This is a genomic window from Hyphomicrobium sp. D-2 (genome assembly GCF_029872155.1).
In the GTDB taxonomy this organism is placed as follows: Bacteria; Pseudomonadota; Alphaproteobacteria; order Rhizobiales; family Hyphomicrobiaceae; genus Hyphomicrobium_A.
The window spans coordinates 504,545-530,215 of the sequence record NZ_JARXLA010000003.1 but is presented as its reverse complement, the minus strand read 5'-3'; the positions used below and the strand labels follow the sequence as shown (position 1 = coordinate 530,215).

The 25,671-nt window shown below is 61.5% G+C and carries 21 protein-coding genes and 1 tRNA gene; 9 read left to right on the top strand and 13 right to left on the bottom strand.

Annotation, left to right across the window (positions count from 1 at the left end; genetic code table 11):
- Positions 1-14: 14 nt before the first annotated feature.
- The 3 genes from QEZ49_RS08320 to QEZ49_RS08310 all read left to right on the top strand — a co-directional run bounded on the left by QEZ49_RS08320 (position 15) and on the right by QEZ49_RS08310 (position 2,159).
- Positions 15-344 (top strand): iron-sulfur cluster assembly accessory protein, encoded by a 330-nt coding sequence (locus QEZ49_RS08320; RefSeq protein ID WP_280385902.1) that lies wholly within the window; start codon positions 15-17, stop codon positions 342-344.
- Between the two features lie 139 nt (positions 345-483).
- Complete coding sequence (xth, locus tag QEZ49_RS08315; RefSeq protein ID WP_280385901.1) at positions 484-1,266, top strand: exodeoxyribonuclease III; 783 nt, start codon at positions 484-486, stop codon at positions 1,264-1,266.
- Positions 1,267-1,724: 458 nt separating this feature from the next.
- Complete coding sequence (locus QEZ49_RS08310) at positions 1,725-2,159, top strand: hypothetical protein (RefSeq protein ID WP_280385899.1); 435 nt, start codon at positions 1,725-1,727, stop codon at positions 2,157-2,159.
- 168 nt (positions 2,160-2,327) lie between these two features.
- On the opposite strand, the gene QEZ49_RS08305 is transcribed toward QEZ49_RS08310, so the two are convergent.
- The 7 genes from QEZ49_RS08305 to QEZ49_RS08275 form a co-directional block, all read right to left on the bottom strand.
- On the bottom strand, positions 2,328-2,639 hold the full coding sequence (locus tag QEZ49_RS08305) for a hypothetical protein (RefSeq protein WP_068461032.1): 312 nt from the start codon (positions 2,637-2,639) through the stop codon (positions 2,328-2,330).
- A 453-nt stretch (positions 2,640-3,092) separates the two neighbouring features.
- The gene (locus QEZ49_RS08300; protein WP_280385897.1) at positions 3,093-4,238 is read right to left on the bottom strand and encodes a tetratricopeptide repeat protein; all 1,146 of its coding nucleotides are present in this window, start codon (positions 4,236-4,238) and stop codon (positions 3,093-3,095) included.
- The gene (ilvD, locus tag QEZ49_RS08295; RefSeq protein WP_280385896.1) at positions 4,225-5,949 is read right to left on the bottom strand and encodes a dihydroxy-acid dehydratase; all 1,725 of its coding nucleotides are present in this window, start codon (positions 5,947-5,949) and stop codon (positions 4,225-4,227) included. Before ilvD ends, QEZ49_RS08300 begins: the two co-directional genes overlap by 14 nt.
- Before the next feature lie 519 nt (positions 5,950-6,468).
- Positions 6,469-9,282 (bottom strand): valine--tRNA ligase, encoded by a 2,814-nt coding sequence (locus QEZ49_RS08290; RefSeq protein ID WP_280385894.1) that lies wholly within the window; start codon positions 9,280-9,282, stop codon positions 6,469-6,471.
- A gap of 241 nt (positions 9,283-9,523) precedes the next feature.
- Positions 9,524-11,491, bottom strand: a complete 1,968-nt coding sequence (locus tag QEZ49_RS08285) for a DUF2497 domain-containing protein (protein WP_280385893.1) — start codon at positions 11,489-11,491, stop codon at positions 9,524-9,526.
- 280 nt (positions 11,492-11,771) lie between these two features.
- Positions 11,772-13,244 carry a TolC family outer membrane protein gene (locus QEZ49_RS08280; protein ID WP_280385891.1) on the bottom strand — a complete coding sequence of 491 codons (1,473 nt, stop codon included), beginning with the start codon at positions 13,242-13,244 and terminating at the stop codon, positions 11,772-11,774.
- Between the two features lie 426 nt (positions 13,245-13,670).
- A complete protein-coding gene (locus QEZ49_RS08275) occupies positions 13,671-14,384 on the bottom strand; it encodes a protein-L-isoaspartate O-methyltransferase (protein ID WP_280385889.1) in 714 nt (237 codons plus the stop codon).
- Between the two features lie 295 nt (positions 14,385-14,679).
- Between QEZ49_RS08275 and QEZ49_RS08270 the strand changes: the two genes are divergently transcribed.
- Positions 14,680-14,753 (top strand) — tRNA-Cys (locus QEZ49_RS08270).
- A 292-nt stretch (positions 14,754-15,045) separates the two neighbouring features.
- Complete coding sequence (locus QEZ49_RS08265) at positions 15,046-15,492, top strand: thermonuclease family protein (protein ID WP_280385887.1); 447 nt, start codon at positions 15,046-15,048, stop codon at positions 15,490-15,492.
- A gap of 95 nt (positions 15,493-15,587) precedes the next feature.
- On the opposite strand, the gene QEZ49_RS08260 is transcribed toward QEZ49_RS08265, so the two are convergent.
- The gene (locus tag QEZ49_RS08260) at positions 15,588-16,820 is read right to left on the bottom strand and encodes a pilus assembly protein (protein ID WP_280385885.1); all 1,233 of its coding nucleotides are present in this window, start codon (positions 16,818-16,820) and stop codon (positions 15,588-15,590) included.
- A 239-nt stretch (positions 16,821-17,059) separates the two neighbouring features.
- Positions 17,060-17,911, bottom strand: a complete 852-nt coding sequence (locus QEZ49_RS08255) for a metal-dependent hydrolase (protein WP_280385883.1) — start codon at positions 17,909-17,911, stop codon at positions 17,060-17,062.
- Positions 17,912-18,228: 317 nt separating this feature from the next.
- Here QEZ49_RS08255 and QEZ49_RS08250 point away from each other — a divergent pair, with 317 nt between their 5' ends.
- The gene (locus QEZ49_RS08250; RefSeq protein WP_280385881.1) at positions 18,229-19,152 is read left to right on the top strand and encodes a cation diffusion facilitator family transporter; all 924 of its coding nucleotides are present in this window, start codon (positions 18,229-18,231) and stop codon (positions 19,150-19,152) included.
- Positions 19,153-19,257: 105 nt separating this feature from the next.
- Entirely contained in the window at positions 19,258-19,992 is a 735-nt protein-coding gene (locus QEZ49_RS08245; protein WP_280385879.1) for a 16S rRNA (uracil(1498)-N(3))-methyltransferase, read from the top strand.
- A 145-nt stretch (positions 19,993-20,137) separates the two neighbouring features.
- On the opposite strand, the gene QEZ49_RS08240 is transcribed toward QEZ49_RS08245, so the two are convergent.
- Complete coding sequence (locus QEZ49_RS08240; protein ID WP_068461018.1) at positions 20,138-20,482, bottom strand: hypothetical protein; 345 nt, start codon at positions 20,480-20,482, stop codon at positions 20,138-20,140.
- 353 nt (positions 20,483-20,835) lie between these two features.
- Here QEZ49_RS08240 and QEZ49_RS08235 point away from each other — a divergent pair, with 353 nt between their 5' ends.
- A complete protein-coding gene (locus QEZ49_RS08235; RefSeq protein ID WP_280385876.1) occupies positions 20,836-22,218 on the top strand; it encodes a glutamate--cysteine ligase in 1,383 nt (460 codons plus the stop codon).
- Between the two features lie 197 nt (positions 22,219-22,415).
- Entirely contained in the window at positions 22,416-22,652 is a 237-nt protein-coding gene (locus QEZ49_RS08230) for a hypothetical protein (protein ID WP_280385875.1), read from the top strand.
- Between the two features lie 42 nt (positions 22,653-22,694).
- On the opposite strand, the gene QEZ49_RS08225 is transcribed toward QEZ49_RS08230, so the two are convergent.
- Genes QEZ49_RS08225 through QEZ49_RS08215 form a run of 3 tightly spaced genes read right to left on the bottom strand, consistent with a single transcriptional unit; the run spans position 22,695 to position 25,662 of the window.
- Complete coding sequence (locus QEZ49_RS08225) at positions 22,695-23,348, bottom strand: lactate utilization protein (RefSeq protein WP_280385873.1); 654 nt, start codon at positions 23,346-23,348, stop codon at positions 22,695-22,697.
- A 53-nt stretch (positions 23,349-23,401) separates the two neighbouring features.
- Positions 23,402-24,877: a LutB/LldF family L-lactate oxidation iron-sulfur protein gene (locus QEZ49_RS08220; RefSeq protein WP_280385872.1), complete on the bottom strand. Its 1,476-nt coding sequence runs from the start codon at positions 24,875-24,877 to the stop codon at positions 23,402-23,404.
- Positions 24,874-25,662 (bottom strand): (Fe-S)-binding protein, encoded by a 789-nt coding sequence (locus tag QEZ49_RS08215; protein WP_280385870.1) that lies wholly within the window; start codon positions 25,660-25,662, stop codon positions 24,874-24,876. The genes QEZ49_RS08220 and QEZ49_RS08215 overlap by 4 nt, the downstream gene beginning before the upstream one ends.
- Positions 25,663-25,671 lie beyond the last annotated feature (9 nt).

Sequence of the window (25,671 nt, the reverse complement as noted above, 5' to 3'; positions counted from 1 at the left end):
ACCTGAGAAGCACGATGAGCGATTCCGTTATCGTCACAGACCGCGCCGCCAAGCGCATTGCCGAGATCCTCGCCGACGAAGCGGCCGCCAAGGCGTTCCGCATCAGCGTCGAAGGCGGTGGCTGTTCCGGCTTCCAGTACAAGTTCGATCTGGTGCCCGGCGCAGCGGACGACGACTTGGTGCTGGAGCGTGAAGGCGCCAAGGTGGTGATCGATCAGGTTTCGCTGGGCTTTCTCTCCGGCTCGGAGATCGATTTCGTCGACGACCTGATGGGCGCATTTTTCCGCGTCAACAATCCCCACGCGACGGCATCGTGCGGCTGCGGCACCAGCTTCTCAATCTAGCGGCCTTCTCCATCCAACGACAGGGCAACCGGTTCGAAGCATTGGCGACGTGACATCGGCCGCTCGCACATCGTGACTGATTGCGCGTTCGTGCGGCCTTGCTGGCGCCCCGTCCGATTCTCCGCTACGGCTTGCCTCCATGAAAGTCACCACCTGGAACATCAACGGCGTCAAGGCACGCCTTGAATCAGCACTCGCTTATCTGCGGCAGGAATCGCCCGACGTCATCTGTCTGCAGGAGATCAAATCGCAGACCGAGGCATTTCCCGCGACAGCATTTGAAGAGCTGGGATACCAGTGCGCTATACATGGCCAGAAGGGCTTCAACGGCGTCGCAATTCTCTCCAAGCTGCCGCTTGAGGAAGTGCGCACGGGTTTGCCGGGCAACGACGACGACATGCAATCGCGCTTCATTGAGGCGGTGATTTCGGTGCCGTCCGGCATCGTCAAGGTTGCATCGATCTACGCGCCGAACGGCAATCCCGTCGCGACGGAGAAATTTCCCTACAAGCTCGGATGGCTGGAGCGCCTGCACACGCATTTTCGCAACCTGCTGGCCGAGGAAATTCCGTTCGTCATGGCGGGTGATTACAACATCATTCCCGAGCCGATGGATGCCAAGCGCCCCGCCGCCTGGACATCGGACGCGCTGTTTCAGCCAGAATCGCGCGCCGCATATCGGCGTATGCTGAGCGACGGCCTGACCGATGCCGTCCGCCTGTGCCATCCGGGACCGGGCGTTTACACGTTCTGGGACTACCAGGCCGGCGCATTCCAGAAAGACGACGGCATCCGCATCGACCATCTGCTGTTGTCACCGCAAGCGACCGATCGCCTGCGCGCTGCGGGCGTCGATCGATTCACGCGCGGCTGGGAAAAACCGTCCGATCACGTTCCGGCATGGGTTGAGCTGGACGTTTAAATTTTCCAGCTCAACGGCTGTCACATTTGCGTTATGCGACCGCCAGCCTTGTGCGGTGCGGCATGGACAAGCGCCAAATTATCTGCCTGCGGATCGTTTGTTGAGATGGTCCGCGCGCGCAATCTGCGAACGGATCACCAAGTTCGTCGATGCATTTTTTATGCGCCCAAACTCAATAATTTAGGCACGCGCACGAAATCGTCAGACGCAAGAGCGCATCAGCAACGATTACCGGCACCCCTTCTGAGCAATGTTTTGTCGTCTGATTGCGGGCACTTGCCGGGTTAAAAATGGCATTCGCGTTTCGCGGGTGCGCAATGCAGCCGACCGTTGCCGTTCAGCGACTTGTTACGTTTCTAAGCCAATGTCTGGGCCGGAAACGGTTGATTGCTCTCGATCGAGAGGTTTCAATCAGTCCAGCCATTGTTGGACACACACCTATCGCGCAGGGTCCGGTCATGAACAATCTCAACATCCTCAATCGTGCGGCGCGCAGCACTGTGGTGCTGTCGCTGGCTGCCCTCCCCGTCCTCGGTTTCGTCGGTGCAAGCTCCGCCGAGCCTTCCGCTGCAGCCGCCAGCCTTTCCGGCTCGTGGAGCGGCGGCGGCTGGGTCTCGTTCTCGAACGGGTCCAAGGAAAAGGCCCGCTGCCACGCAAGCTATTCCGGCGGTGGCGCCGCCTACACCGTCACGGCAACGTGCGCCACGGCATCCGGCAAGGCATCACAAACCGCCAAGGTGTATCGCGTCAGCGGCAGCTCGTATAAGGGCAGCTTCTACAATCGTGATTACAACGTGCGCGGATCGATCCGCGTGCACGTCAACGGCAAGAGCCAGAGCGTCAGCCTTTCCGGCGACGGCACGTCGGCTCAGCTCAACCCGAAGCGCCGCTGATCGTCAGAATATTCGTCAGACACAAAAGGCCGGACATGCTCAACCGCATGGACCGGCCTTTTGCTGTTTGGCCACCGGTAGTCGTCGCTGAAACCGCAACGGCTTCGCCTGATCCGTGCAGCCACTCCCCGAGCGCTTTCATAGAAAAACGCCCGGGGAGCGCCCCCCTCAAACATCGTGCTTGGCGTAGGGTGAAACCTGCAGCGTGCTGACCGCCGAGCCGCTCCAGCGCTCCACCCGCTCCGGCAGGAACACATAGCTGTGCAGCTTGAAGATCATGCCGCGCTTCATCACGGTATGCTCGCCGGTGTAGATCGCATTCACCGGCAGGTAATAGGCGCACGAAAACTTCGCGAGCGCCTTGTTGACACTGTTAGCGGCGATCTCTTCGTTTTCGCCCTTGGTCTGCTGCATCAGGAAGTCGACCGAGTGGCTCATCTCATTGCAGAAGAAGCCACGCACGCGTTCTGATGGATACATGGGCGCAGCATTGGACGCCGGCACAATCGCGGCCGCGCAGCAGAGAGCCAAAACAGCGGATTTTGCAGAGAGCTGCCGCCAAGAGCGGCGCAGAGCAGCAGAGCCAGTCATGCACACCTCCAAGGTCCATCGGCGCGCTCAGCGCGCCTAAATCCGCCTTGGACGTGATCCCCGTAGTGAGATTCTTATGCTGGTTGTTAATGGTGAAGGTAGGAGCATTTGAAATGCTGCTCAAGTAACAATCACAGATATTCTTTGCACAAAACTACTGCACGTGCGCCAAAAACAATCAAACGCTCGTAAGATCTGCATTTCAGGGTGCCATTCCGTCGCAATATGCAGCCAAAGCTGTGACAGACTGGCGCAAATGCCCAACAATCGGGCCTTTCAATATCCCCAGAAAAACGAATTGGTCGCAGCCTACGCAGGTCAATCGCACGAATAATGGGGCGTTCAGCGGGCCGTTGCAGCTCCGGAAACGCTCGCGCTGGCGCCGACATCGTGCGCATCGACCGACTTTGCCCCGGCCTCAAGCATACCGCCAGCCGAAGCACCCATGAAGGTGGCCCCACTGCCTGGCGGTGTGACGGCAGCCGGCAAAGCAGCGGGCACGGCCGGTGGCGTCGAAGCCGAAACAGTGCCGGTCGTGGCAGGCGGCTGAACAACCGCGGTAGCCGGTTGATCCGCTGAAAGCTGCTCCTGCTGCGCCTCCATGTCGAACACGACCATTTCGCCGTTGCCGCACGCCCGCGTCGGCTGGACGTTCAGCAGCCCGAGGCCGATGTCATCGCGCATGTCGGGCTTGCGGCCGTAGCGTGTGCGCCAGTCAGCAACGAGGCCGGTGGCCTGACGGCGCACGCCGTTGGGCGCGCCGCAATAGATGTTCTGGTAGATGTCCTCAATCCAGAGCCGCTCATAGGTCGGCGCACTTGAAACCGCGACCGAGATCAGCGCCAGCGCGCGAACTGGATCGGCCTTCATGTATTTGCCGCGCCAAAGCATGTCGGCCAGATAGGCCTGCGCGCCCGGATGCCCCTTCTGGCTCAGCACCGAAAGCCAGTGCCGCGCATAGGGAACGTCGCTCTCGATCACATCACCATGCAGATAAAGCTTGGCGAGTTCGAACTGCGCATCCTCATCGCGAAAGAACTGCGCGGCCTCGCGCAGATATTCCATCGCGATCTTCGGATTGGCCTTGAGATTGGCTTCCGGCAGGCCCGTCAGCAGATATCCGGCAATCCGCGTCATCGCCTTCGCGACATAGGGCGCGCGGCGGTCGTCGTCAGGATCGACGTCGGTGTGTTCTTCAGCGATCTTCAGATAGAGTTCGTAGGCTTTCGCGTGATCGGTACGCGAGCCGTTATTGTCGGCGTAGATGCGCGCCAGATAATACGGCGCCAGAAACATGTTCGATTGTGCCGCGTGCTGTAACGCATCGACGGCCATCTCGTAATAGCCGCCTTGAAACGCGCCGATGCCCTGGTCGAGGGCATCCTGCGGCGAAGTATATTTCGCTGGAGCCGCCCAGGCGCCAATGGCGCCCAGGCAAAGCATTGCTCCGGTCAGCAGTGTGCAAACGGTTCGATCAAATGTCCGCATAGCAGATCACTTCCGCTTTTCCGCCGGCATGGGTTACAGCCCCCTGATACGCAGGCCCGACCAATTCGGCATATTTGCGAATTGCGCCGGTTTGATAGGCATTCGGTGGCACCTTCCAGTTTTTCCTGCGCTCTTCCAGCTCGGCAGGATCGAGTTCGACGTCGAGCGTTCCCGCTTCGGCATCGATAGAGATGATGTCGCCATCCTTCAGCAGGCCGATCGGGCCACCCACGGCAGCCTCCGGACCGACATGGCCGATGCACAGGCCGCGTGTAGCGCCGGAGAAGCGGCCATCGGTGATCAGAGCCACCTTGTCGCCTGCGCCCTGGCCATACAGCGCCGCCGTCGTCGACAGCATTTCGCGCATGCCAGGACCGCCCTTCGGCCCCTCGTAACGGATGACGAGAACTTCGCCTTCCTTGTAGTTGCCAGCATCAACCGCAGCGAACGCATCTTCCTCGCAGTCGAAGCAACGGGCCGGGCCGCGGTACTTCAGCATCTTCAGGCCGGCGACCTTCACGATCGCGCCTTCCGGTGCCAGCGTGCCCTTGAGGCCGACAACGCCGCCGGTGGGGCTGATGGGATTGGAAACCGGATAGACAACGTCCTGGTTGGTGTTGAACGTCACCGACTCGAGGTTCTCAGCCATCGTCTTGCCCGTGACCGTCAAACAGTCGCCGTGCAGAATGCCGCCTTCGAGCAATGCCTTCAGGATCTGCGGCACGCCGCCGATTGCATGCACGTCGTTGGAAACATATTTGCCGCCCGGTTTCAGGTCGGCGATGTAAGGCGTCTTGCGGAAGATCTCGGCAACGTCGAACAGATCGAAGTCGATGCCCACTTCATGCGCCATCGCTGGCAGATGCAGCGCGCCGTTGGTGGAACCGCCCGTTGCCGCAACGATGATCGCAGCATTCTCGAACGCCTTGCGGGTGCAGATGTCACGCGGACGGATGCCCAGCGCCAGACAGCGCATGACCGCTTCGCCGCTCGCGCGCGCATATTGATCGCGGCTTTCATAGGGAGCCGGCGTGCCAGCCGAACCCGGCAGCGCAAGGCCGATGGCTTCCGACACACACGCCATCGTGTTGGCGGTGAACTGCGCGCCACACGCACCCGCACTGGGGCACGCGCCGCACTCAAGCTCGTGCAGTTCGTCGTCGGTCAGCTTGCCGACCGAGTGCATGCCGACGCCTTCGAAGACGTCCTGCACGGTCACATCGTGGCCCTTGAACTTGCCCGGCAGAATTGAGCCGCCATACATGAACACTGACGGCACGTTGAGGCGCAGCATCGCCATCATGGTGCCGGGCAGGCTCTTGTCGCAGCCCGCAATGCCAACCAGCGCATCATAGCAATGGCCACGCATCGTCAGCTCGATGGAATCGGCGATCACCTCGCGCGACACCAGCGACGACTTCATGCCCTGGTGGCCCATGGCGATGCCGTCCGTGACGGTGATGGTGCAGAACTCGCGCGGCGTGCCGCCCGCTTCCTTCACGCCGGCCTTGGCCGACTGCGCCTGGCGCTGCAGCGCGATGTTGCAGGGAGCCGCTTCATTCCAGCACGAGACCACGCCCACAAACGGACGGTGAATCTCCTCTTCGCTGAGACCCATTGCGTAATAGTACGAGCGATGCGGCGCGCGCGCCGGACCTTCCGTTACGTGGCGGCTTGGCAGTTTTGATTTGTCGAATTTGTAGTCAGCCATTCGTTTTTTATTCCGTGCACCCAGATAAGAGATTGTTGCAGCACCATTTAATGGAAAAGCTGCAGGACTCAACGAAGGCTGCCCTTGCCGACCAAAAAAGATCCGACTGTTTTGAAAAGCGCGCGCAACGGCAAATGGCACCCTCGCCCCTTGCGCACTTCCCTTGGCTCTCCCTTAGCCTGCAAGCTGGCGCCGTATTGTGGCCCAACAGAGGCAGTCCGCGCCCAATTCGTGGCCGGTTTGCCACATGCGCCAACGGAGCATTAACCTAGTCCATAATGTAGAGCGGTTCTAGGCTGCAACGGCGGCCGGCAATCCGCGATCGACGCGTGAAAGCGCTTTTCGCGGCGAGGTGTGGACGGCAGTCCTCACCCACTCCTCACCCGTTTTTCGGTTCAGAGGCGAATACGTTACAAGGCTGATACCGCTACAGAAAAGCGCGGGGCGAGCGGCAAACGGACCGCCCGCAATCCTTACGCTCCAAATCACTGTGTGCGCCTCAAACCCATGGCGGCTCGATCAGCCGACCTGCTCCAGACGCCGGATCGCGGCCTGCAGGCGCTGGATGGCGTCTTCAAGCTCAGCCTTGCGCTCGCGCGCCTCTTCGATGGCCTCTTCCTTGGCCTTGGCAACGAACTGCGGATTCGAAAGCTTTGCGTCCATCTTGCCGAGGTCGCTTTCAGCCTTCTCGATCTCGCGCTCAAGACGCTTCAGCTCCGCAGCGGTGTCGATAACGCCACCCAGCGGCAAAGCAGCGGTTGTATCACCTGCGACGATCACCGCGGCACCCTTCGGCGCAGCGTCAGGGAAGCTGATGCCATCAAGGCGCGCCAGACGGCTGATGGTTTCCTCATGCCGCTTTGCGCGCGCGACCAGTTCAGCCGAAGCGCCCGGCAGCACCAGCGGCAGCTTCGCGCCGGCCGGAACGTTCATCTCCGTACGCAGCGAACGGATCTCGGAGATGAGCCGCACCACCCAGCCGATTTCTTCATCCACTTCAGCATCGATCAAACCGGAGAATGTCGGCCAGCGGCTGAGCGCCAGAACGCTCTCGCGGCGCTCGCCGTGTTCCACCGCGTGGGCCCAAAGCTCCTCGGTGATGTACGGCATAAACGGATGCAGCAGCTTCAGGATCTGATCCAGTGTCCAGGCAACGGTGGCGCGCGTTTCTGCGACCGCCCGTTCATCGTCACCGGCAAGGATCGGCTTGATCAGCTCCAGATACCAGTCGCAGAACACGCCCCACACAAACTCATAGGCCGCGCCCGCTGCTTCGTTGAAGCGATAGGCTTCAAGGGCTTCGGTAACTTCGCGCACCGCGCGCTCGGTCTCGCCCGCGATCCAGCGGTTCACCGGCTCCTTGATCGTCGTCGGGTCAAAGTCGCGGCGGCGCACGCACTCGTTCATCTCGGCAAAGCGCGCCGCGTTCCAGAGCTTGGTTGCGAAGTTGCGATAGCCTTCAACGCGGTTCGCCGCCAGCTTGATGTCACGCCCCTGCGCCGCCATCGCCGTCAGCGTGAAGCGCAGCGCGTCGGCGCCGTAGGTGTCGATCAACACCAGCGGGTCCATCACGTTGCCCTTCGACTTCGACATCTTCTGCCCCTTCTCGTCGCGAACGAGGGCGTGGATGTAGATGTCGCGGAACGGCACTTCCTCCATGAAGTGCATGCCCATCATCATCATCCGGGCGACCCAGAAGAAGATGATGTCGAAGCCCGTCACCAGCACGTTGGTGGGATAATAGCGCTTCAGCTCGGTCGTATCGTCGGGCCAGCCGAGCGTCGAGAACGGCCACAGCGCCGACGAAAACCACGTGTCGAGCACGTCTTCATCGCGCTTCAGCGGCGTCGGTGCACCGAAGTGCGCATCGGCGAGATTCTGCGCGTGCGCTTCATCCTCGGCGACGAACACCTTGCCGTCCGGCGCATACCAGGCCGGGATCTGATGCCCCCACCACAGCTGGCGCGAGATGCACCACGGCTGGATGTTTCGCATCCACTCGAAGTAGGTTTTTTCCCAGTTCTTGGGCACGAAATTGGCCTTGCCGCTCTCGATCATCGCGATCGCGGGCTTGGCCAGCACTTCGGCGTTGACGTACCACTGGTCGGTCAGCCACGGCTCAATGACAACGCCGGAGCGGTCACCGTGCGGAACGGTGTGCGATGTCGGCTCGATCTTCTCCAGCAGACCCTGCGCGGCGAAATCCGCAACGATGCGCTTGCGCGCCTCGAAGCGATCGAGCCCGCGATATTCGGCCGGCGCCACTTCGTTGATGCGCGCGCGATCATCCAGAACGTTGATCTGCTCCAGCCCGTGACGCTTGCCGACTTCAAAGTCGTTGAAGTCGTGCGCAGGCGTGATCTTCACCGCGCCGGTGCCCTTTTCAGGGTCGGAATGTTCATCGCCGACGATCGGAATTTCGCGATCGACGATCGGCAGCCGCACCTTCGCGCCCGCCTTCAGCAGCGGTGCATAGCGCGCATCGTCGGGATGCACGGCGACGCCGGTGTCGCCCAGCATCGTCTCGGGGCGCGTCGTCGCCACGACGATGTAATCGCGCGTCTCGAATGCGGTCGGCTTGCCGTCGTCATCAAACGCGGTCGGATGCTGATAGGTGTGGCCGTCCGCCAGCGGATAGCGGAAGTGATACATCTGGCCGGACGGGTTCTTCGTCAGCGCCTTGCTCAGCGCCTCGCCGTCGAACGGCTTTTCAGCGTCGCCATCCTGCCACTCGAACGCACCGCGCGCATCGACCTGCACCACCTCCAGATCGGAGATCGCGGTCTGGAACTTCGGGTCCCAGTTGACGAGGCGCTTGTCCTTGTAGATCAGCCCTTCGTTGTAGAGCGACACGAAGACCTTCAGCACGGCCTTCGACAGCCCTTCGTCCATGGTGAAACGCTCGCGCGACCAGTCGCACGAAGCACCAAGACGCTTGAGCTGATTGAGGATGGTGGAGCCGCTCTCCTCCTTCCATTCCCAGACCTTCTCGACGAACTTCTCGCGCCCGATCTCGCGACGGCCCGGCTCCTGCCGCTCCATCATCTGGCGCTCAACCACCATCTGCGTGGCGATGCCCGCGTGATCGGTACCGACCTGCCAGAGCACGTCCTTGCCGCGCATGCGCTCGAAGCGGCACAGCACGTCCTGCAGCGTATTGTTGAGCGCATGGCCCATGTGCAGCGAGCCGGTGACGTTCGGCGGCGGAATGACGATGCAGTAGGGCTGCGCCTCGCTGCGTTCGGCACGGCCGGCCTTGAAGGCATCGGCGCGTTCCCATTCAGCGCGGATGCGCGGCTCAATTTCAGCGGGCTTGAAAGTCTTGTCGAGCATGGGGGCGGAAATCTCTAGAGCACAGTCGCTTTTCGTCGAATCGCGGACGACTCTAGCCTTTTGATGAAACCGATGAATTACACCCCGAACTGATAGAGTCCGAAGCAATCATGGTCTAGAGGGCAGGATTTGCGGTCGTACGCCCTCCGTTCCCGCGCTGTCAACGGTGGCACAGTCAAGCCGGGCGACGGCCAGCCTTACGCCCTCCGTCACCAAACCCGGCTAAACTGCGTCAAACGCGTCACTTCTTGTCAGGAGTGCTGCGAGAACCGCTCAACTGCTCGTTCAATTCGCTGCGTAGCGCCTCTTCCACGATGCGCGGCATATTCTCGGCCAGCCATTGGCGCAGCATCGGCCGCAGCAGTTCGGCCGCCGCACGATCCAGCTTCTGCGGCGCGGGTGAACTCGCCAGGAGATGCGGCTCGCTCAACGCTGGAAGGCCGGGCTTTGGCCCATCGACGCCGCCGATAAACGACGCCCCCGAGGTGAGCACCGAAAGCGCGCCGGGCTGCTGCTGAACCAGATCGACCACCGCATCGAGCAATGCGTCGGCTTTAGCCTGCGCGGCGTCGCCAAGGGCGTCGGGGACGACGCTGGCTGCTTGTACGATTGTCGGCGATGCAGGGGCTGGAGCTTGCGCAATGGCAGGCGACGTCGCCTTTACGAAGGGCACCTCGTCCGTGCCAGCGGGTGCCGCTTCATCATCAACCGGCCGCCCCGGCCAACCGCCGCCTTTCGACGTCAGCGGCGGCTGAAACGGCGCCACCTCACGGGGTTGCAGCAAACGCGGGAACGGTGCCACGACCCCGCCGCCAATAGCATTACCGTTGCTCAAGCCATTCAACGGGGCGGCCGTAAGCGGCTGCACTTGCACTACAGGCTCACCGACACGGCCGGATGTGGTCAGCGTCGTATCGGCGGTTGGCGGAGCGGCGGCTGCCGGACGTGCATCGACGCCAAGCTTTGCCACTGCCGACTCGCCCGGCTTTGCCTCGGCGTTGACGCCGTTCGAAAGCGGCGACTGCGCGGGTTCCGGTGATCGCAATGGATCAGCGCCGGTGCCATTCAGCGAGCGGTTGAACGATGGCCGGGGCAGCGTCTGCGGGTGCCCATTGATGCGGCCAGCCAGCGGTTGCCGAGCCGGTGCTTCAGCAATCAGCGGATTATCTTTTTCAGGCTCAGCAATCGGCTTTATCGGGCCAGCGGCGGCAACCAGCGTTTCAACAGCCGGGGAAACCGGCGTTGCAGCCGACGCGACGGCAGCGGCACCAGTCGGCTTGCTGTGGCTTTCGATTGCCACTGACTCGGCAGAGACCGGGGCGACAGAGGCTGGCGTGGGTGCAACAACTGGCGCGGAGACAGCAGTCTGCGGATGCAAATCTGATGGCGCGGCAATGGTTGCAGCCACCTCCCTGACCGGCGCAACCGTAGCATCCGGAGCTTTGGCTGCGTTGCTATCGGCGACGGAGGACGGCTGGCGCGCTGCCACCGCTGACGCAGACGGCATGACTGGCAGTGGCGCTATTCCCGGCACTCCCGCATCACGACTGGTGACGATGGTGCCGAAATCGAAGCCCAGCAGGTCCGGCCGCTCGGACGCCTTGGGCGCGGGCGCAAAGCTCGGAGCCGACGCCACGGGCGCAGACGAACGCTGCGCCTCCGGGAATTCGGGCAGTTGCCGCCCAGCCGGAGCCGGTGCTGGCTCGGCAGGCGATTGTTCTTTTGAATCGGAGGTAAGAGCAGCCCAAGCATCGCCTGGTAGCGATATATCGGCCTTCCCCGGCACGGGGGCAGACGGCGGCGCCGATACTAAGCCGAATGGGTCGAAGGATGGGACTTGGGCCGACGGCATCTCGGGAGCAGCCGGTTCAGGGTGCCGGTCAGCCGAAAGACGCCGCTCCGAATGGGCGGCAGCTACCTTCAGGGCATCGGCCAGGCTGTTGAATGTCGCCGGCACACGTTCGCCAGCGGCGGGCTGTGCATCGAAGGCTACAGTGTTGGACGACAAAGCACCCGACGATACCGGAGCGTGCGACCCTCCGTTCAATCCCGGCGCCGGGAAAGCGTCATCGCTGGCACGTCCAAGAGCCTGAAGCGCATCGGGCTCCGGGTCGAGCTCGGCTGCTGGCCGATCGTCCGAAATCATCCTGCGGATGGACGCTAGAATATCGTCCATGCTGGGTTCGCCGGCCTGCTGCGGCTTACTCATGAGGCGCCATCCTCCACACACGCACCCAGAACCGCCCCAAACATCCCCAGGAAGGGAATGTGCGGCTCCCAAGCGCACCCCGGTCGTACAACGGCCGAACCATCCCCTTCAATACGCCTGCACAACCTGGAGAACGGAAAGATCCACCCAAGCGGGAAGAATGCGGCACTCCAGCGGGCAACCGTTGTATTTTGGAGATCTTGGCTAACGGCGATAATGGGCAGCTCTATGGCGGAGCTGCCCAAACCGGATGATCGGAAGTTAGCGTTGGGCCCGAAGCTTACTTGACCGGCGCCCAGCTGGCGTCAGTGCCCGGATCCGCTTCGAACGTCTCCGTGCGGCCATCACCATAGGTGATGCTGAGGCCGATCCACTTGCGGCGGACCTCCTGATAGTTGACGTCCGGGTCGTACACGTAAGCTGCGGCGCCGACCCATTCGGCATCCAGACGGCCCATCGACGACAGCACCGCATAGGCCGCCACCACCAGATTGCGGCGTGTGGTTTCCAGGTTCACCTGCGAGTTCAGGTATTCGAGCTCGGCGTTGAGAACGTCGAGCAGCGTGCGCTGGCCAACCTTCTCTTCCTCGCGCACGCCCTGCAGGGCGACCCGGTTGGATTCCACGGCGACACGATCAGACTCGAGCTGCGCGCGTGCGGCTTCAAGCTGCGACCAGGCAGCAACCACATTCTGGGCCTGCTCGGTACGAACCTGCTGGATCTGCTGCAGCACACCGATGTGGTTCTGCTTGGCCTGACGCACGCGGGCGTAGACTTCGCCACCTTCGTAAATCGGGATGATGGCGCGGCCAACGAGCGAAGTGGATTCCACCTCATCCGTCAGCTTCGACGAACCGAAGCGGTCGTTATAACCGGCCTCAAGCTGAACGGTCGGCAGCAGTTCACCGCGGATCCGCTCGATCTGATACTTGGCGACCTGCTCACGGAACAGTGCTGCCACCACCAGCGGGTCTTCGTGATTGCTGACGGCGATGGCTTCCTGCTGCGTGGGCGGCAAAAGCTCGTTCGGCGGGCCGGGCCAACGCAGTCCGCTCGGCTGATGACCGATGACGAGCTGATAGGCACCGCGGCTGGTGCGCAGGTTGGCGCGCGCAGCATCGAGACGCGAAACGGCATCGGCACGGCGGGCTTCCGCCTGCGCCACGTCGGTGCGTGTCACCTCGCCGACGGAAAAGCGATCCTGCGCCGCGCGCAACTCACGCGACAGCACGTTGACGTTGTTCTCGTTGAGGCGAACAAGCTCCTGATCGCGCACAACATCCATGTAGGCGGTCACCGCCTGCAACAGGACGCTGCGCTCGACATCGCGCAGCACTTCCTTTTCGGCGCGGACGTTGGCTTCCGCCTCGTTGACGGCGTTATAGGTGCGGAATCCGCTGAAAAGCGGCTGTACCGCCTGAATGCCATAGCCACGCGGCTTGGTTACACCGTCAAGCAGCGTGCTCGGACGCTGGTCAGTTCGCTCGATGCCGATGTCGGCGTTGCCCTGGATCGTCGGGCGGTAACCCGACATGGCCCGCGCAACTTCTTCATCTGTCGCCCGCTTGAAAGCCCGCTGTGCATCGAGACGCGGATTGTAAGCGTAGGCGGCAGACAATGCTTCCTTCAGCGATTCAGCGGTGACCGGTGCGCTGAACGTAGTGATTGCGAGACATACCGAGAGACCGACTGCGGAGTGCTGCAGCCATCCCGAGGGTGACCATGGCAACCGACGTGCTGACCTATCTGCCAAGATGCTAGCCCGTTGTTGTTCGTTTTTCTTGTTCATGGCCAAACGCATTACAACCCCCAAGGCCACCCATTCCTGCATACGCTGCGCACACAGGCGTTACAGCACGCAACTCATTGAGCGGAATCGCGAAACCGTCCAGACTCTGGGGTGTGCGTTGGAATTTGTGTAGAGGCCGGGGATAGAATGGGGAAAACCTGCGGGAAACCGTTGCCGCAATCCCACACAAGGCGCGTCAGGCGGCCGCAATTTCAGCGCTTAAGCGCATGTTATCCCCAGAATTCTTTTTCAGAACGCCGCAGCAAAGCGACGGCCTGAGCGCATGCGACGCCGTCACAAACATCTACAGCGCTCCCATAACGCAGTGGCCGCCTCCCCCAGTTGGAGAAGGCGGCCACTATTGCGGAGATCACTTTGCTGTCGGGGCAATCAGAGCGCGAAGGCAGCCTTGCGCGCGAAGCCCGGCAGCACCGGTGCGGCGACGTCAAACGCGCCCCATGGGTCAGCGCTGCGGCCAAGCCGCTTCCACAGCGTCGCAGTGCCAACGCCGTCCTCCACGAGGATTGCAACCAGGCGGCCGCCGTCTTTCAGCTGATCGAGCAGATCGTCAGGCACCACTTCGATCGCGCCCTCGATGACGATCGCGTCAAACGGCGCATTGTCCACCGAGCCTGCCGCCAGCGGCGCCAGATTTACCTGCACGTTCTGGATATCTAGCGCTTCGAGGTTGGCACGCGCAGCTTCGGCGAGGTTCTCGTCGCATTCGAGCGCGATGATCGTACCGCCCATGCCAGACAGGATGGCGGCGCCGTAACCGGTCGCACAGCCGACAACGAGAACGCGGTCGCCAGCATTGACATCGGCCAGCTGCAACAGCTTGGCCTGCGTACGGGGGGCCAGCAGGCGACGACGGCCTGCACCATCGCCCGTCAGCGGCAGCGCCTCATCGGTGTAGGCGATGTCGGTCAGGGCCTCCGGCACAAAGCGCTCGCGCGGCAGCCGGCGCATGGCGTCCAGGATACGGCGGTCCGTGACGTCACTGGGAAGAACCTGACCTTCAACCATATTCAGGCGCTGCGTAGCGGCGTCCACCATCGTCGTCTCCGGCACATCTGTTTCGTATTGCGGCGCACGATAACGCATCGTCCGATGATATGCGATGGGGTGCGCGGCTTGATTTCACACTGCATTCAGCCACGAAGGCCGGCCCGGTTCAATTCGGGGAGCAAGTCTGCGGCCCTTAAGCCATCACCCGGCCCTCATAAAGCAAAAGGCGTTTTTAGTGTCCCAACTTATGTGTCCGTGCGCTCAGGAGCTCAAACGTTGGCGGGCTGCGTCGAAACGGTTTTCGTTGAAACATCACACATGCACTTTGCAGTCCTATGTTGGTGTGCTACACGGCCAGTTCATCACTGAACTCGGCTTCGCCGGGACGGAAGGCCACGTGGCGGAGTGGTGACGTAGCGGACTGCAAATCCGCGCACCCCGGTTCGATTCCGGGCGTGGCCTCCAACTTTCCTAATGATTTCAGCGCGAGAAAAAGCGATCTGCGCCCTCCGCGGGTTGGTTAGCGGGGATTGCGCGCCTCATCCCAACCGTTTGTTAGATGGTCAGGCCGCTAGCTGCGTCCATGAGCGCCGCCTCGGACCGCCCGCCTTTCGAAACCGACATCCCGACGCCGTTTCGCGGGCCGAGAGCACGCGCGGGCGGTAAACGACGCGGCAAAGGTCGGCGCCGGTCCAGCTACGCCCAGAGACTGACTCGGGCCCGTCGGGCCAAGCTTCAGTTCTGGGGAGGCGTGCTATTGGCATGCCTCGGCTTTGCCGCCATCGCCGCCTGGGAGCGATACAATCGCCCGGTCGGCGAGATGCGCAGTGGCCCGGTGCCGCTGTGCTCGTCGTTCCAGCGCAACAACTGCATCATCGATGGCGATACCGGCCGCGACCAGGGCGAGAAGTGGCGACTGATCGCAATCGACACGCCGGAAATATCCGACCCGGGTTGCGAAAACGAACGGGTGATCGCCATCGCAGCGCGCAACCGCCTGCGCGATCTTCTGGTCGATGGCTACCGCCTGCGCTCCTCAGGGCGCAAGGACCCCCACGGGCGCAATCTGGTTGATATCGAGCTGACCGATGGCCGCGATGTCAGCCGCATTCTGCTTGATGAGGGTCTTGCGCAGCGCTGGCCCAACCGTGGCAACATCTGGTGTGATCGCTACACGAGCAATCCGGTTCGCAAACGCGGGTAGCGCATCTTGCGCGTACAAAGCATAGGAACACAAAGAAGAACGGCGCCATCTCCGAGGAGACGGCGCCGCTTTTTATTCCGGGTCCGAGCGTCCGATTACTCGATCAGATGCAGCGACTTTATGCCTGCGCTTACCGACTTACCGTCTTTAACCGCAGCCGTCAGATCCCACTTCGTCTGGTTGAGGATCAACGTATTGACGATGAGGGTCATCGTTCTGTTGTTCAGCTTGGAACCACCGTTGAACGTCACATCGCGGCTCGGCAGGTACATCATGCCCCGGAAGTTCATGTCGTTATCGTTGAACACCAACTGCGAGCGCTGCATGCCGCTCTTCTCAAAGATGACGATATCCTTGTAAGTGCCGCTGGTCGGTGCCGTCACATCTACCTTAGCGCCGCCGTTGAACTGGATCTTCGACTGGTCGGCGAAATAGAACGTAACGCCTTCGCCCTTCCAACTGCCCAGCGCATTCCAGCCACCATTCTTAATGATGTAAAGGCCCGGCTTCAGCGTGACGTTCTTGACGCCGCCGTTGAAGTTGATCCAGCCGCAGTACACGCCCGGGCTCAGGGTAACGTTGGTATCGTTGTAATTCATGTTGCTGAAGTCGCACTTCGAGGTCGACGGCTCTTCCAGCTTGCCCTTGTAGGGATCGTCATCAACCGTGCAGCCAAGCTCCAGATTCTTCGGGCGGTTGTTGCCGTTGATCAGCACGCTCGTGCTCTCGATGCAGATACGCGGGCTTTCGACAACGGTACCTGCGTTAAATACCGCAGCGTTGTTGGCCTTCGACTCAACATGGATCTCGCAGTCGGGTGCCTTGATCTCAGCGCCTGAGTTCAACAGCAGTGCCTGACTGGCCGTCTTGTCCAACGCAAGAATGCAGAACACGCCTTCATCGGTCTGACCCATGCCGACGCCTTTGGCCTTCGACAAAACGCCAACATCAAGCTGCTTGACGCCGAGAATGCCGGCGAGCGTCGTCTTGACCACACCCGTAGCAGTGCCACCGAACACACCATCGCCATACGACTGGAAGGCCGTTGAAACGTTGCTCGCAGCGTTCTGATCAAAGTTGGTCGTGAACATTTTTTCAGCGACGCTGATCTGCTCACCTTCCGCAGCGCGCGCACCAGCAAGAACCGCACTGTCGAGCGCAGCCTGCATCTTCGTCTGTGCATGCACGGTACGACCGTAGTCGATCGCGATACCGGCGCCCATGGCGACAAGCACGAACAGGAACGCAATCATAATTGCGACCGCACCGTCATCCTTGCGGGCAAGTCGACTGGCACAGGCCGAAAATTTGTTCGCAAGGTAGTTCAAATGCGCTCTCCCACGTTCAGACACGTCTCACTAGACGCCAATGTGTCTTCTAAATGGGAAATATAAAGAGCGCGCTTTTGAACGCGGTGAACAGAACTTTACACCTGCTGCATAATCACGTTTTTCATATCATTCTGGCTGTAATTTTTACCGCGTGTTAGCCATAGCGGCGCGGTTCTGATGTGCATCAGGCCGCATGCGTCGAGCACGACATCCCAACACACTCGCAACGCGATACGTTACGGAGCGGCTTCAGGTGCAGGCTGGTCCTGTTCCGCAGCCGGAGTAGGTGCGTTCTCTGCAGGCGCAGCCGGAAGCGATCCCGTGGCCAGCGGCGTTGCTGGCTGCGCAGCACGCGCCAGACGGTTCTGATTCAGCACCGAGCCGAACCACATTTCCTGCGGCAACAGACGCGCGTGCAGCGAATCCCACATGGAGCGTGACGTGATGCCGTCATAGAACGTCGCAATCGGCGGCGTCAGGAACAGCAGGCCAAGCGCCGTGGCGCCCATGAGAGCCGAGCCGGTCAGATTGCGGCGATCGAACAGTTTGAAGGCCGTGCCGAACGAACGCTTGATGCGATTTCCCAGCACATCAACGGAATAGATCTCATCCAGAACCAGATGTGTCAGGTAGCCGATGAACAGGAAGCCGCCGGCCAGCCAGGCGACACCCTCATGCCGGTCGAACACGTAATAGAAAACGATCATGGTGAAGAAGGCACAGGCGAGCCCGGCCACCAGCGAATGCCAGAGACCGCGATGGGTCGCAAGACGATGGAACGCCGTGTGCAATCCGTAGCGGACGAACAGCAGCGTCCCCAGCCATAGCAGCCACATCTCCGCGATTGAGAGCTTGGGCGCGAACTGGAACAGCAGCACGAATGCGAAAAACACCGCCAGGCCAGAGAAAAGCGCGCGGCTGGGGCGGGAATCCTTCAGGTCGATATCCGGCAGGACAGACCCCAGCGAACCAGCCAGAGTGACGGCCACAAGGTTTTCCGGCGCGATTACATCCGCCGCCAATGTCAGCGTGGCGAGCGAACCTGCCACCAGCGTTCCAACAACGATGTGCGTTGGGAAATTTGCCATAGCCGTCACCTCTCCCGCGCGCCGCAACGCGGCTACGTTCTCAACTGAACTCCATCTCCCATCAGATTCGCGAATGCAGAGGGAGGCGGGCGCCGGACTGGTGTGTGGAAAAGATGTATCTAACCCCAATGCGTGGTCGGAGCGTGGATCCGCTGCATCGCAAGGCTACGCCATCTTGCGTATCGCCGGCGCGGCCTCGTTGCTGAATGGGACGAAAATGAGAAGCATTCGCAATACGCGAGCAATGTTCAGCGCGATATTGTCACCGCCGCATCTAAACACTTGCAGACGTTTCCAACGGCGGCCTAACTGCGCCCATGCACACCGTCTCACATTCCTCGCCGCGGCCAAGCCAGCGGAGGCATCAGCTATTCGCCGCCACCAGCATCGCCGTGGCATTGCTGGTCATGGGCATCAAATACGCCGCGTATCTGATGACGGGCAGCGTGGCGCTGTTTTCCGACGCGCTGGAAAGCATTGTCAATTTGGTGACCGCCGTTGCCGCGCTTGTTGCCATTCGCATCAGTATGCAGCCGCCCGATCGCGGACATCCGTTCGGCCATCACAAGGCTGAGTATTTCGCCGCAGTGCTGGAAGGCGCGCTGATCATCGTGGCGGCGCTGCTGATTTTCCATGAAGCGTATCAGGCATTCCTGTCGCCGCGCACGCTTGATCAGCCCATCGCGGGCATGCTGGTGAGCGGCGTTGCGACCGCCATTAATGCCGCCTGGGCAACACTGCTGATCCGACGCGGACGGGCCTGGAAGTCGCCGGCACTTGAAGGCGACGGCCACCATTTGTTTACGGATGTCATCACATCGGTCGGTGTGCTGGTCGGCCTGGGCCTGGTGTTGCTGACGGGATGGAGCATCCTCGATCCGCTGATGGCCACCGCCGTTGCAATCAACATTCTCTACATGGGCTATAAGCTGACTGTGCAGTCCATGAGCCAGCTTATGGACCATGCCGCTTCGCCGGAGATCGAGGCACGGATCAAGGATGCCATCCGCGCCAACGGCGATGGCGCGCTGCAGGCGCACGACATCCGCACGCGCACGGCCGGCCCGCTGACCTTTATCGAGTTTCATCTCGTGGTGCCGGGCGAAATGTCCGTGCAGGCGGCGCACGACATCTGTGACCGCATCGAAGACGCGATCGAAAAGGAACTCATCAATACCGACGTGATCATTCACGTCGAACCCGACGACAAGGCGGAACACAAGGGTGCCGTCGATCTGTGAGCAACGCGGCGATCGTTATGCGGATTCAATCAGCGTGCAGCGGAACACAGGCGAGAGATTGACTGGCCCCATTGCACGCAATCCCGATTGCTGCCTAATAGCCCCATGACGGAAAAACCTAGCATTCGCCTTTTCATTGAAGCGCCTCTCGCCAAAGGCGTTGCCGTTGCCTGCAACGAAGATCAGGCCAACTATCTGGGCAATGTCCTGCGGCTGGCGGCGGGTGCTGAAATTGCCATCTTCAATGGCCGCGACGGTGAATGGCGCGCGCGCATTGCGGAGATCCGCAAAAAGCGCTGCATGCTGGAATGCGTTGAACGCATCCGACCGCAGCATGATGGTCCTGACATCCACTATCTGTTCGCACCGCTGAAACACGCGCGCCTCGATTACATGGTGCAAAAGGCAGCCGAGCTGGGCGTGGCGCATTTGCAGCCGGTCATTACACGCCGCACCGTGGCCGCGCGCGTCAATCTTGAGCGCATGCGCGCCAATGCGATTGAAGCGGCGGAGCAGTGCGGCGTGTTGCGCGTGCCGACAGTTGGCGAACCGCTGAAGCTGGAGGCGCTGCTAGCGCAGTGGCCAGCGGATCGGCATATGATTTTCTGCGATGAAGGCGCCGAAGTCGCCAATCCGTTGGAAGCGCTGCGCGCGTTGCAATCGGGGCCGCTGGCTGTGATCGTCGGGCCAGAGGGCGGCTTTGATCCCACCGAGCGGCAAGCGCTGCAAGGTTGTCCGTTCACCACCGCGATTTCTCTTGGGCCCCGCATCATGCGCGCCGACACCGCTGCCGTTGCGGCGCTGGCATTGGTCAACGCGACGTTGGGCGACTGGCGCTAAATTTGACGCAGCAATTCCGCGCAAGAACGCGTCACCCAATAAAAAATGGGGCCGCCGAACCGGCAGCCCCAACTTATCCATCTGGTTTCGTCGTCTGGGGTCTAATGTCTCGGACAACAGAAGCCCGGCACAAAAAGACCGACGATTAGCCGCCGCACTTGGCGTCGAGCTTGTCCAGAGCCGCGTCATAGACCTTGCCATCGCCCGATTCCGGATCGAGATCGGCGCCCGCTTCAAACGCGGTCTGGAAGTCGGCCCCCAGCGCATTCATGAAGGCTTCCATCTTGCTGTCGAGCTCGTCGGCCTTGCTCTCGTCCTCAACGTCCGGCGAGGACATCAGCTTGGTCATCTCGCAGTAGGTTTTGAGCTTGGCCGCATCGTTGCCGACAGCCTCGAAAGTCTTGACGGCCGATTCAACCGCTGCGCTGGCGGCCATGAGCGGCGAGGCCAGGAGACCGCAGAGGGCGGCGGCGGCCAGATACTTCTTCATTGTTTTCTCCCATATTTTGCGAGCGGCATCAGCAGCGTGGTTGTGACTTTCAGGGCACGTGATTCGTCTGACCATTGGATATACCCAACTCTTCAACGGGGCCGAACACATAAAGCCGTCGGTCGGCTCCGGGGATTCCGCGCAGTATCGGTGGCCAGCAATAGTGGTTTTTTATGGGACCCCTGCTTCAGAGCGATGACTTGACTCCCTACGCCAAGGGCTTAGAGGCGAGCTTGGACCGCACTGCCGCTGTTGACTGCGGTGGCAGGGAGGGCTTTCCAATCGACCGGCGGCTCCCCAACTTCCGGACTTACTAACGAACTTCCCGATTGAACCTCTGTGAGGCCTGCTGCATGTCGACCCGCGAAGATGGCGCGCCAGGCCACCTGATCCGCTCCCGCGATGACCTCGTTGCCTGGATCGCCAAGGGTGAAAAGCCCAAGAATCGTTGGCTGATTGGCACCGAGCACGAAAAATTTGTCTTCCATACCGATAGCTTGACCCCCGTGCCCTACGAGGGGGAACGCAGCATCTCGGCCCTGCTCAAGGCCTTGATCTCCGAATTTGGCTGGTCGCCCATCATGGAGGGCGACAACATCATCGCTCTGAAGCGCGAGGATTGTGAGCTGTGCGGCAACATCAGCCTGGAGCCCGGTGGCCAGTTCGAGTTGTCGGGCGGAGCTGTCGAAACCCTGCACGAGACGGCGGCTGAAACGCACCAGCATCTGCGCGAAGTGCTGAAGGTCGGCGAACCGCTGGGGATCGGCTTTCTGGGACTGGGCTTCTCGCCCAAGTGGACGCTGGCCGAAACGCCCCACATGCCCAAGCAGCGCTACAACATCATGACGCGCTACATGCCGACCGTGGGCTCGCGTGGGCTCGACATGATGTATCGTACCGCGACCATCCAGGTGAACCTCGACTTCGCGAGTGAAGCCGACATGGTCAAGAAGCTGCGCGTATCCCTGGCGCTGCAGCCCATTGCAACGGCCCTCTTCGCCGCCTCGCCCTTTACCGATGGCCGACCCAACGGCTTCAAATCCATGCGCTCGGAAGTCTGGCGCGATACCGATCGCCGCCGCACCGGCATGCTGCCCTTCGCCTTCGAAGACGGCATGGGATACGAGCGCTATGTCGACTATGCCCTTCAAGTGCCGATGTATTTTGTCTATCGCAACGGAAACTACATCGATGCATCCGGTGCCTCGTTCCAGGATTTCCTGGATGGACGCCTGCCCCAGATGCCGGATCAGCGGCCGACGCTGGATGACTGGTCCGACCATCTCACCACGCTGTTCCCCGAGGTGCGTCTGAAGCGCTTCTTAGAAATGCGCGGCGCCGACAGCGGGCCATGGCAGCGCATCTGCGCCCTGCCCGCGTTCTGGGTTGGTCTGCTCTACGACAGCGAGGCGCTGGATGCCGCCTGGCATCTGGTGAAGGACTGGACCGAAGAGGAGCGCGAGGCCCTGCGCAACGCCGTGCCTAAATCGGCGCTGGCAACACCGTTCCGATCGGGGACCGTCCAGGACATAGCCAAGGAGGTATTGCGGATCGCCCGGCGTGGACTGCGCGCGCGGCAACGCCTCAATCCCGCAAGCCAGGATGAGACGCTTTATCTGGAGCCGCTGGAAGACGTGGCCAACTCCGGCAAAACCCTGTCAGATCATATGCTTGATAAATTTAACGGGCCGTGGCGCGGGCAAATCGACCACGTCTTCGGGGAATACGCTTTCTAGGATCTGATATTCGGGCTGAAACCGGCGCAGCGCCGGTTCAAACCGCCGGCAAATGCCGCTAAGCTCACCGTTCAGGTTGTATTCATTCGGGCCCGCGTTAACTCCAGCGTCAGGGTACGGGGGGCTACAGGTATCCGGTTTCGAGGGCCGGAGCGGATGCCAGCAGCGGCGGGAGAACGGACGTGCTCGGAAGCAATATGAAATGGACGCCGATCAGCGTTGGCGCGCGGGCAAGCATTGCTGCTCTAGGCGCTGCGCTTGTTATCGGATTGGTGCTGGCGCTCGACATTTTGGGCGCGGCCACCCCCGCAGAGGCGGGGCAGTGCGGCGTGAGTTGCCGTAACGCCTATAACCAGTGCCGCATGTCCACCAAGGGTTCGCCCTCGTGCGAAGTGGCCTTCACCCGCTGCATGCAGAGCTGCATCAAGCGCTGAGCTAGGCGAACGCTGAGGCACCTGAATTCACCTCGGGCAACCTCAGGCTGACCACAGCACGACAGCAACCCGCCGGGGCCCGTGCGCGCCCATCACGATCTTGCCGCCGATGTCGCCGGTACGGGATGCCCCCGTGATGAGATTGACAGTACGCGGCATGCGGCCGCCGGTTGCCGCAAGCATGGACTGCATCGCTTCTTCATAGCTGGCGACGATCGCGCCTGTCTCCAGAACGACAATGTGCGTTTCCGGCAGATAGCCCAGCGTCACAGGGTTTTCCGCCCCCGACACCAGCAAAAGCGTGCCTGTTTCCGCCACACCGGCGATAGCGCGCGAAACACCGATCACATCGGCAGCCTCCGCCATGCCTGCTGCGATCTCGAGCCCCGAAGTCGACGACCATGGCAGTGCGGCAAGGAATGCATCGGAGCCCATCCGGATACGCGCCAAGCCTGCCGCATCATCGGCGACGTTGGCCGCAACATAGTTCGCAAGCGCCGCCGGAATTTCGGCAACGCTCCCCACTTCGATGACATCCGCGCCAAGCCGTGCAAGCTGCGCCTTGAAACGACCGATCAACGTCAGCTGTGCAGCACCTTCCGGGTCAGCTGTCTGGATTGAACGTAGCGGCCAATGCTGCGGCGGATGCGCAATGCGCTCCGCAACGGCTTCAGCCCGCGCTGTCTCGGATGGCATCGCCGGCGCATCCAGCGCCTTTCGAATGCGCGACAAGATTCGCAGTCGGTGGCTCATGGCACACTGTCCGATTTTCTGGCGCGCGCAGCAGACACATCCGCACGATCACGTTGCGCGCGCTTGTGTTCACGCTGTGCCCATTGCTGCTGAAACGTGCCACCCTGCGGCGCCGCCAGATCGCGATAGTCCGTCCAGGCATGCAAAAACGGCAACCGCCGTATGCGAGCGCCAGAACCGGCCAACCACTTGAGCGAGCGCGCAGCAATGCCGGCACACCAGCGATAGATCCGCGGATGCTGCGCCAGCCTTGCCCATGTGTGCAGCATGACGCGGGCCCGGCGCGAGCGCGGCTGCTCCAGCGCAAGCGACCGCCATTGGCGCATCACCGAAACAAGCGGGATTTCAACCGGGCAAACTTGCTCGCAACGGCCGCAGAAAGTGGAAGCCTCGGCCAGATGCGCTGCCTGCTCCGCACCCGCCAATGCAGGCGAGAGCGCTGCACCGATCGGTCCTGGATAAACCGAGTTATACGCGTGTCCGCCGATGGAGCAGTAAACCGGGCAATGGTTCATGCACGCCCCGCAACGGATGCAACGCAGAACGGGGCGCATCTCGCTGGCCAGAAGCTCGGTGCGGCCGTTGTCCAACAGAATGATGTGGCATTGCTCAGGACCATCGGGATCATCCGGCCGGCGGGGTCCGGTGACGATGGTGGTGTACGCGGTGAACGCCTGCCCGGTGGCAGAACGCGCCAGGAGGCGCAGCAACGGCCATGCATCGCTGAAGGTCGGCACCACCTTGTCGATCGACGTGAGAATGACGTGCACTTTCGGCAGCGACATCGTCAGATCGGCGTTGCCTTCGTTGGTGACAATAATCGCAGAGCCGCTTTCAGCCACCAGAAAATTTGCGCCCGTGATGCCGACGTCCGCCGAAAGAAATTTGTCACGCAATATGCCGCGCGCCTCGGCTATCATTTCTTCTGGCGTATCGAGCTTGCGATCAGGAGCAAGATGCCCGTGTTGGCGGCGGAATACGTCAGCGACATCCTCGGCGCGCATGTGAATAGCGGGCGCGATGATGTGGCTGGGCTTCTCGTTGCGGATCTGAACCAGATACTCACCGAGGTCCGTCTCGACCACGTCGAACTCCGCATCCTGCAACCGTTCGCGCAGCTCGATCTCCTCGGAGACCATCGACTTCGACTTGGTGATTGTGCGAGCGCCGGCTGCACGGCAGATATCAAGTACGATGCGACAGGCATCATCACCGCTTGCAGCCCAGTGCACACGCGAACCCGCCTTGGTTGCGTTGCTTTCGAAGGCTTCAAGATAAAGATCAAGATGCGCCAGCGCGTGATCGCGGATATCGCGGGCGACGCGGCGTAATGGCTCGAACTCCAGCAATTCTTCACGGGCACGGCGCCGCCCGGCGACAAACCCTGCGGGCACATCGGCCAGTGCACGCTGCAATGGCGCGTCGGCGAGCGCGGTATCAATGTCAGCATCAAATTGCGTGCGCGCCGTCATCGCCGCTCACCATCGCTGCTGTACGCAATAGCTGGCGCGGTCATCTCGCCGGCCAGCACCTCCGCGATATGCCGACATTGGATGTCAGCGCCTTGGCGTGAAAGCTTGCCTGCAACGTTGAGCAGGCAGCCCATCTCGCCTGACAACAGAAGATCAGGTTTGACGCTGGCGGCGTTGGCGCATTTTTTCGTAACCATCGCGTTGGAGATCGCCGGAAACTTGACCGCAAACAGACCACCAAAACCGCAGCATGCATCGGTGTCCGACATCTCGCACAACTCCAGCCCCGGCACGGCCGCCAGCAGGCGGCGCGGTTGCTCGCGCACCTTCAATTCGCGCAGCCCCGAGCAGCCGTCATGGTATGTGACGCGGCCAGCAAAACTGCCCGGCACCTGCTCCAGTCCGCACACATCAATCAGGAAGGCGCACAGCTCGTGCACCCGCTCGGCAAAAGCGCGGGCAGCGGACGCGTGTTGCGCATCATCGGCCAGCAGTCGCGGATAATGCACTTTGAGCATCGCGGCGCAGGAACCGGACGGTGCCACCACATAATCGAGTCCATCGAACGCGCGCATCGTTTGCAACGCAATCTTGCGGGCGTTTGCATTATCGCCGCCGTTGTAAGCGGGCTGGCCGCAGCAGGTCTGCTCTTCCGGTACGACGACTTCGCATCCCGCAGCTTCCAGCAGACGCACAGCAGCAAAGCCGACAGAAGGGCGCATCAGATCGACAAGGCAGGTGACAAAGAGCCCGACGCGGGGCCGCCTTGCATAGACTTCGGTCATGCTGATCAC

Bases quoted from the DNA above. Each gene is read 5' to 3' on its own strand.
- QEZ49_RS08305 (WP_068461032.1), bottom strand. From the start codon at position 2,639: ATGTATCCATCAGAACGCGTGCGTGGCTTCTTCTGCAATGAGATGAGC.
- QEZ49_RS08230 (WP_280385875.1), top strand. From the start codon at position 22,416: ATGAAATGGACGCCGATCAGCGTTGGCGCGCGGGCAAGCATTGCTGCT.
- QEZ49_RS08225 (WP_280385873.1), bottom strand. From the start codon at position 23,348: ATGCCATCCGAGACAGCGCGGGCTGAAGCCGTTGCGGAGCGCATTGCG.
- QEZ49_RS08235 (WP_280385876.1), top strand. From the start codon at position 20,836: ATGTCGACCCGCGAAGATGGCGCGCCAGGCCACCTGATCCGCTCCCGC.
- QEZ49_RS08215 (WP_280385870.1), bottom strand. From the start codon at position 25,662: ATGACCGAAGTCTATGCAAGGCGGCCCCGCGTCGGGCTCTTTGTCACC.
- QEZ49_RS08245 (WP_280385879.1), top strand. From the start codon at position 19,258: ATGACGGAAAAACCTAGCATTCGCCTTTTCATTGAAGCGCCTCTCGCC.
- QEZ49_RS08255 (WP_280385883.1), bottom strand. From the start codon at position 17,911: ATGGCAAATTTCCCAACGCACATCGTTGTTGGAACGCTGGTGGCAGGT.
- QEZ49_RS08285 (WP_280385893.1), bottom strand. From the start codon at position 11,491: ATGAGTAAGCCGCAGCAGGCCGGCGAACCCAGCATGGACGATATTCTA.
- QEZ49_RS08290 (WP_280385894.1), bottom strand. From the start codon at position 9,282: ATGCTCGACAAGACTTTCAAGCCCGCTGAAATTGAGCCGCGCATCCGC.
- ilvD (WP_280385896.1), bottom strand. From the start codon at position 5,949: ATGGCTGACTACAAATTCGACAAATCAAAACTGCCAAGCCGCCACGTA.
- QEZ49_RS08220 (WP_280385872.1), bottom strand. From the start codon at position 24,877: ATGACGGCGCGCACGCAATTTGATGCTGACATTGATACCGCGCTCGCC.
- QEZ49_RS08240 (WP_068461018.1), bottom strand. From the start codon at position 20,482: ATGAAGAAGTATCTGGCCGCCGCCGCCCTCTGCGGTCTCCTGGCCTCG.
- QEZ49_RS08250 (WP_280385881.1), top strand. From the start codon at position 18,229: ATGCACACCGTCTCACATTCCTCGCCGCGGCCAAGCCAGCGGAGGCAT.
- xth (WP_280385901.1), top strand. From the start codon at position 484: ATGAAAGTCACCACCTGGAACATCAACGGCGTCAAGGCACGCCTTGAA.
- QEZ49_RS08300 (WP_280385897.1), bottom strand. From the start codon at position 4,238: ATGCGGACATTTGATCGAACCGTTTGCACACTGCTGACCGGAGCAATG.
- QEZ49_RS08310 (WP_280385899.1), top strand. From the start codon at position 1,725: ATGAACAATCTCAACATCCTCAATCGTGCGGCGCGCAGCACTGTGGTG.
- QEZ49_RS08275 (WP_280385889.1), bottom strand. From the start codon at position 14,384: ATGCGTTATCGTGCGCCGCAATACGAAACAGATGTGCCGGAGACGACG.
- QEZ49_RS08320 (WP_280385902.1), top strand. From the start codon at position 15: ATGAGCGATTCCGTTATCGTCACAGACCGCGCCGCCAAGCGCATTGCC.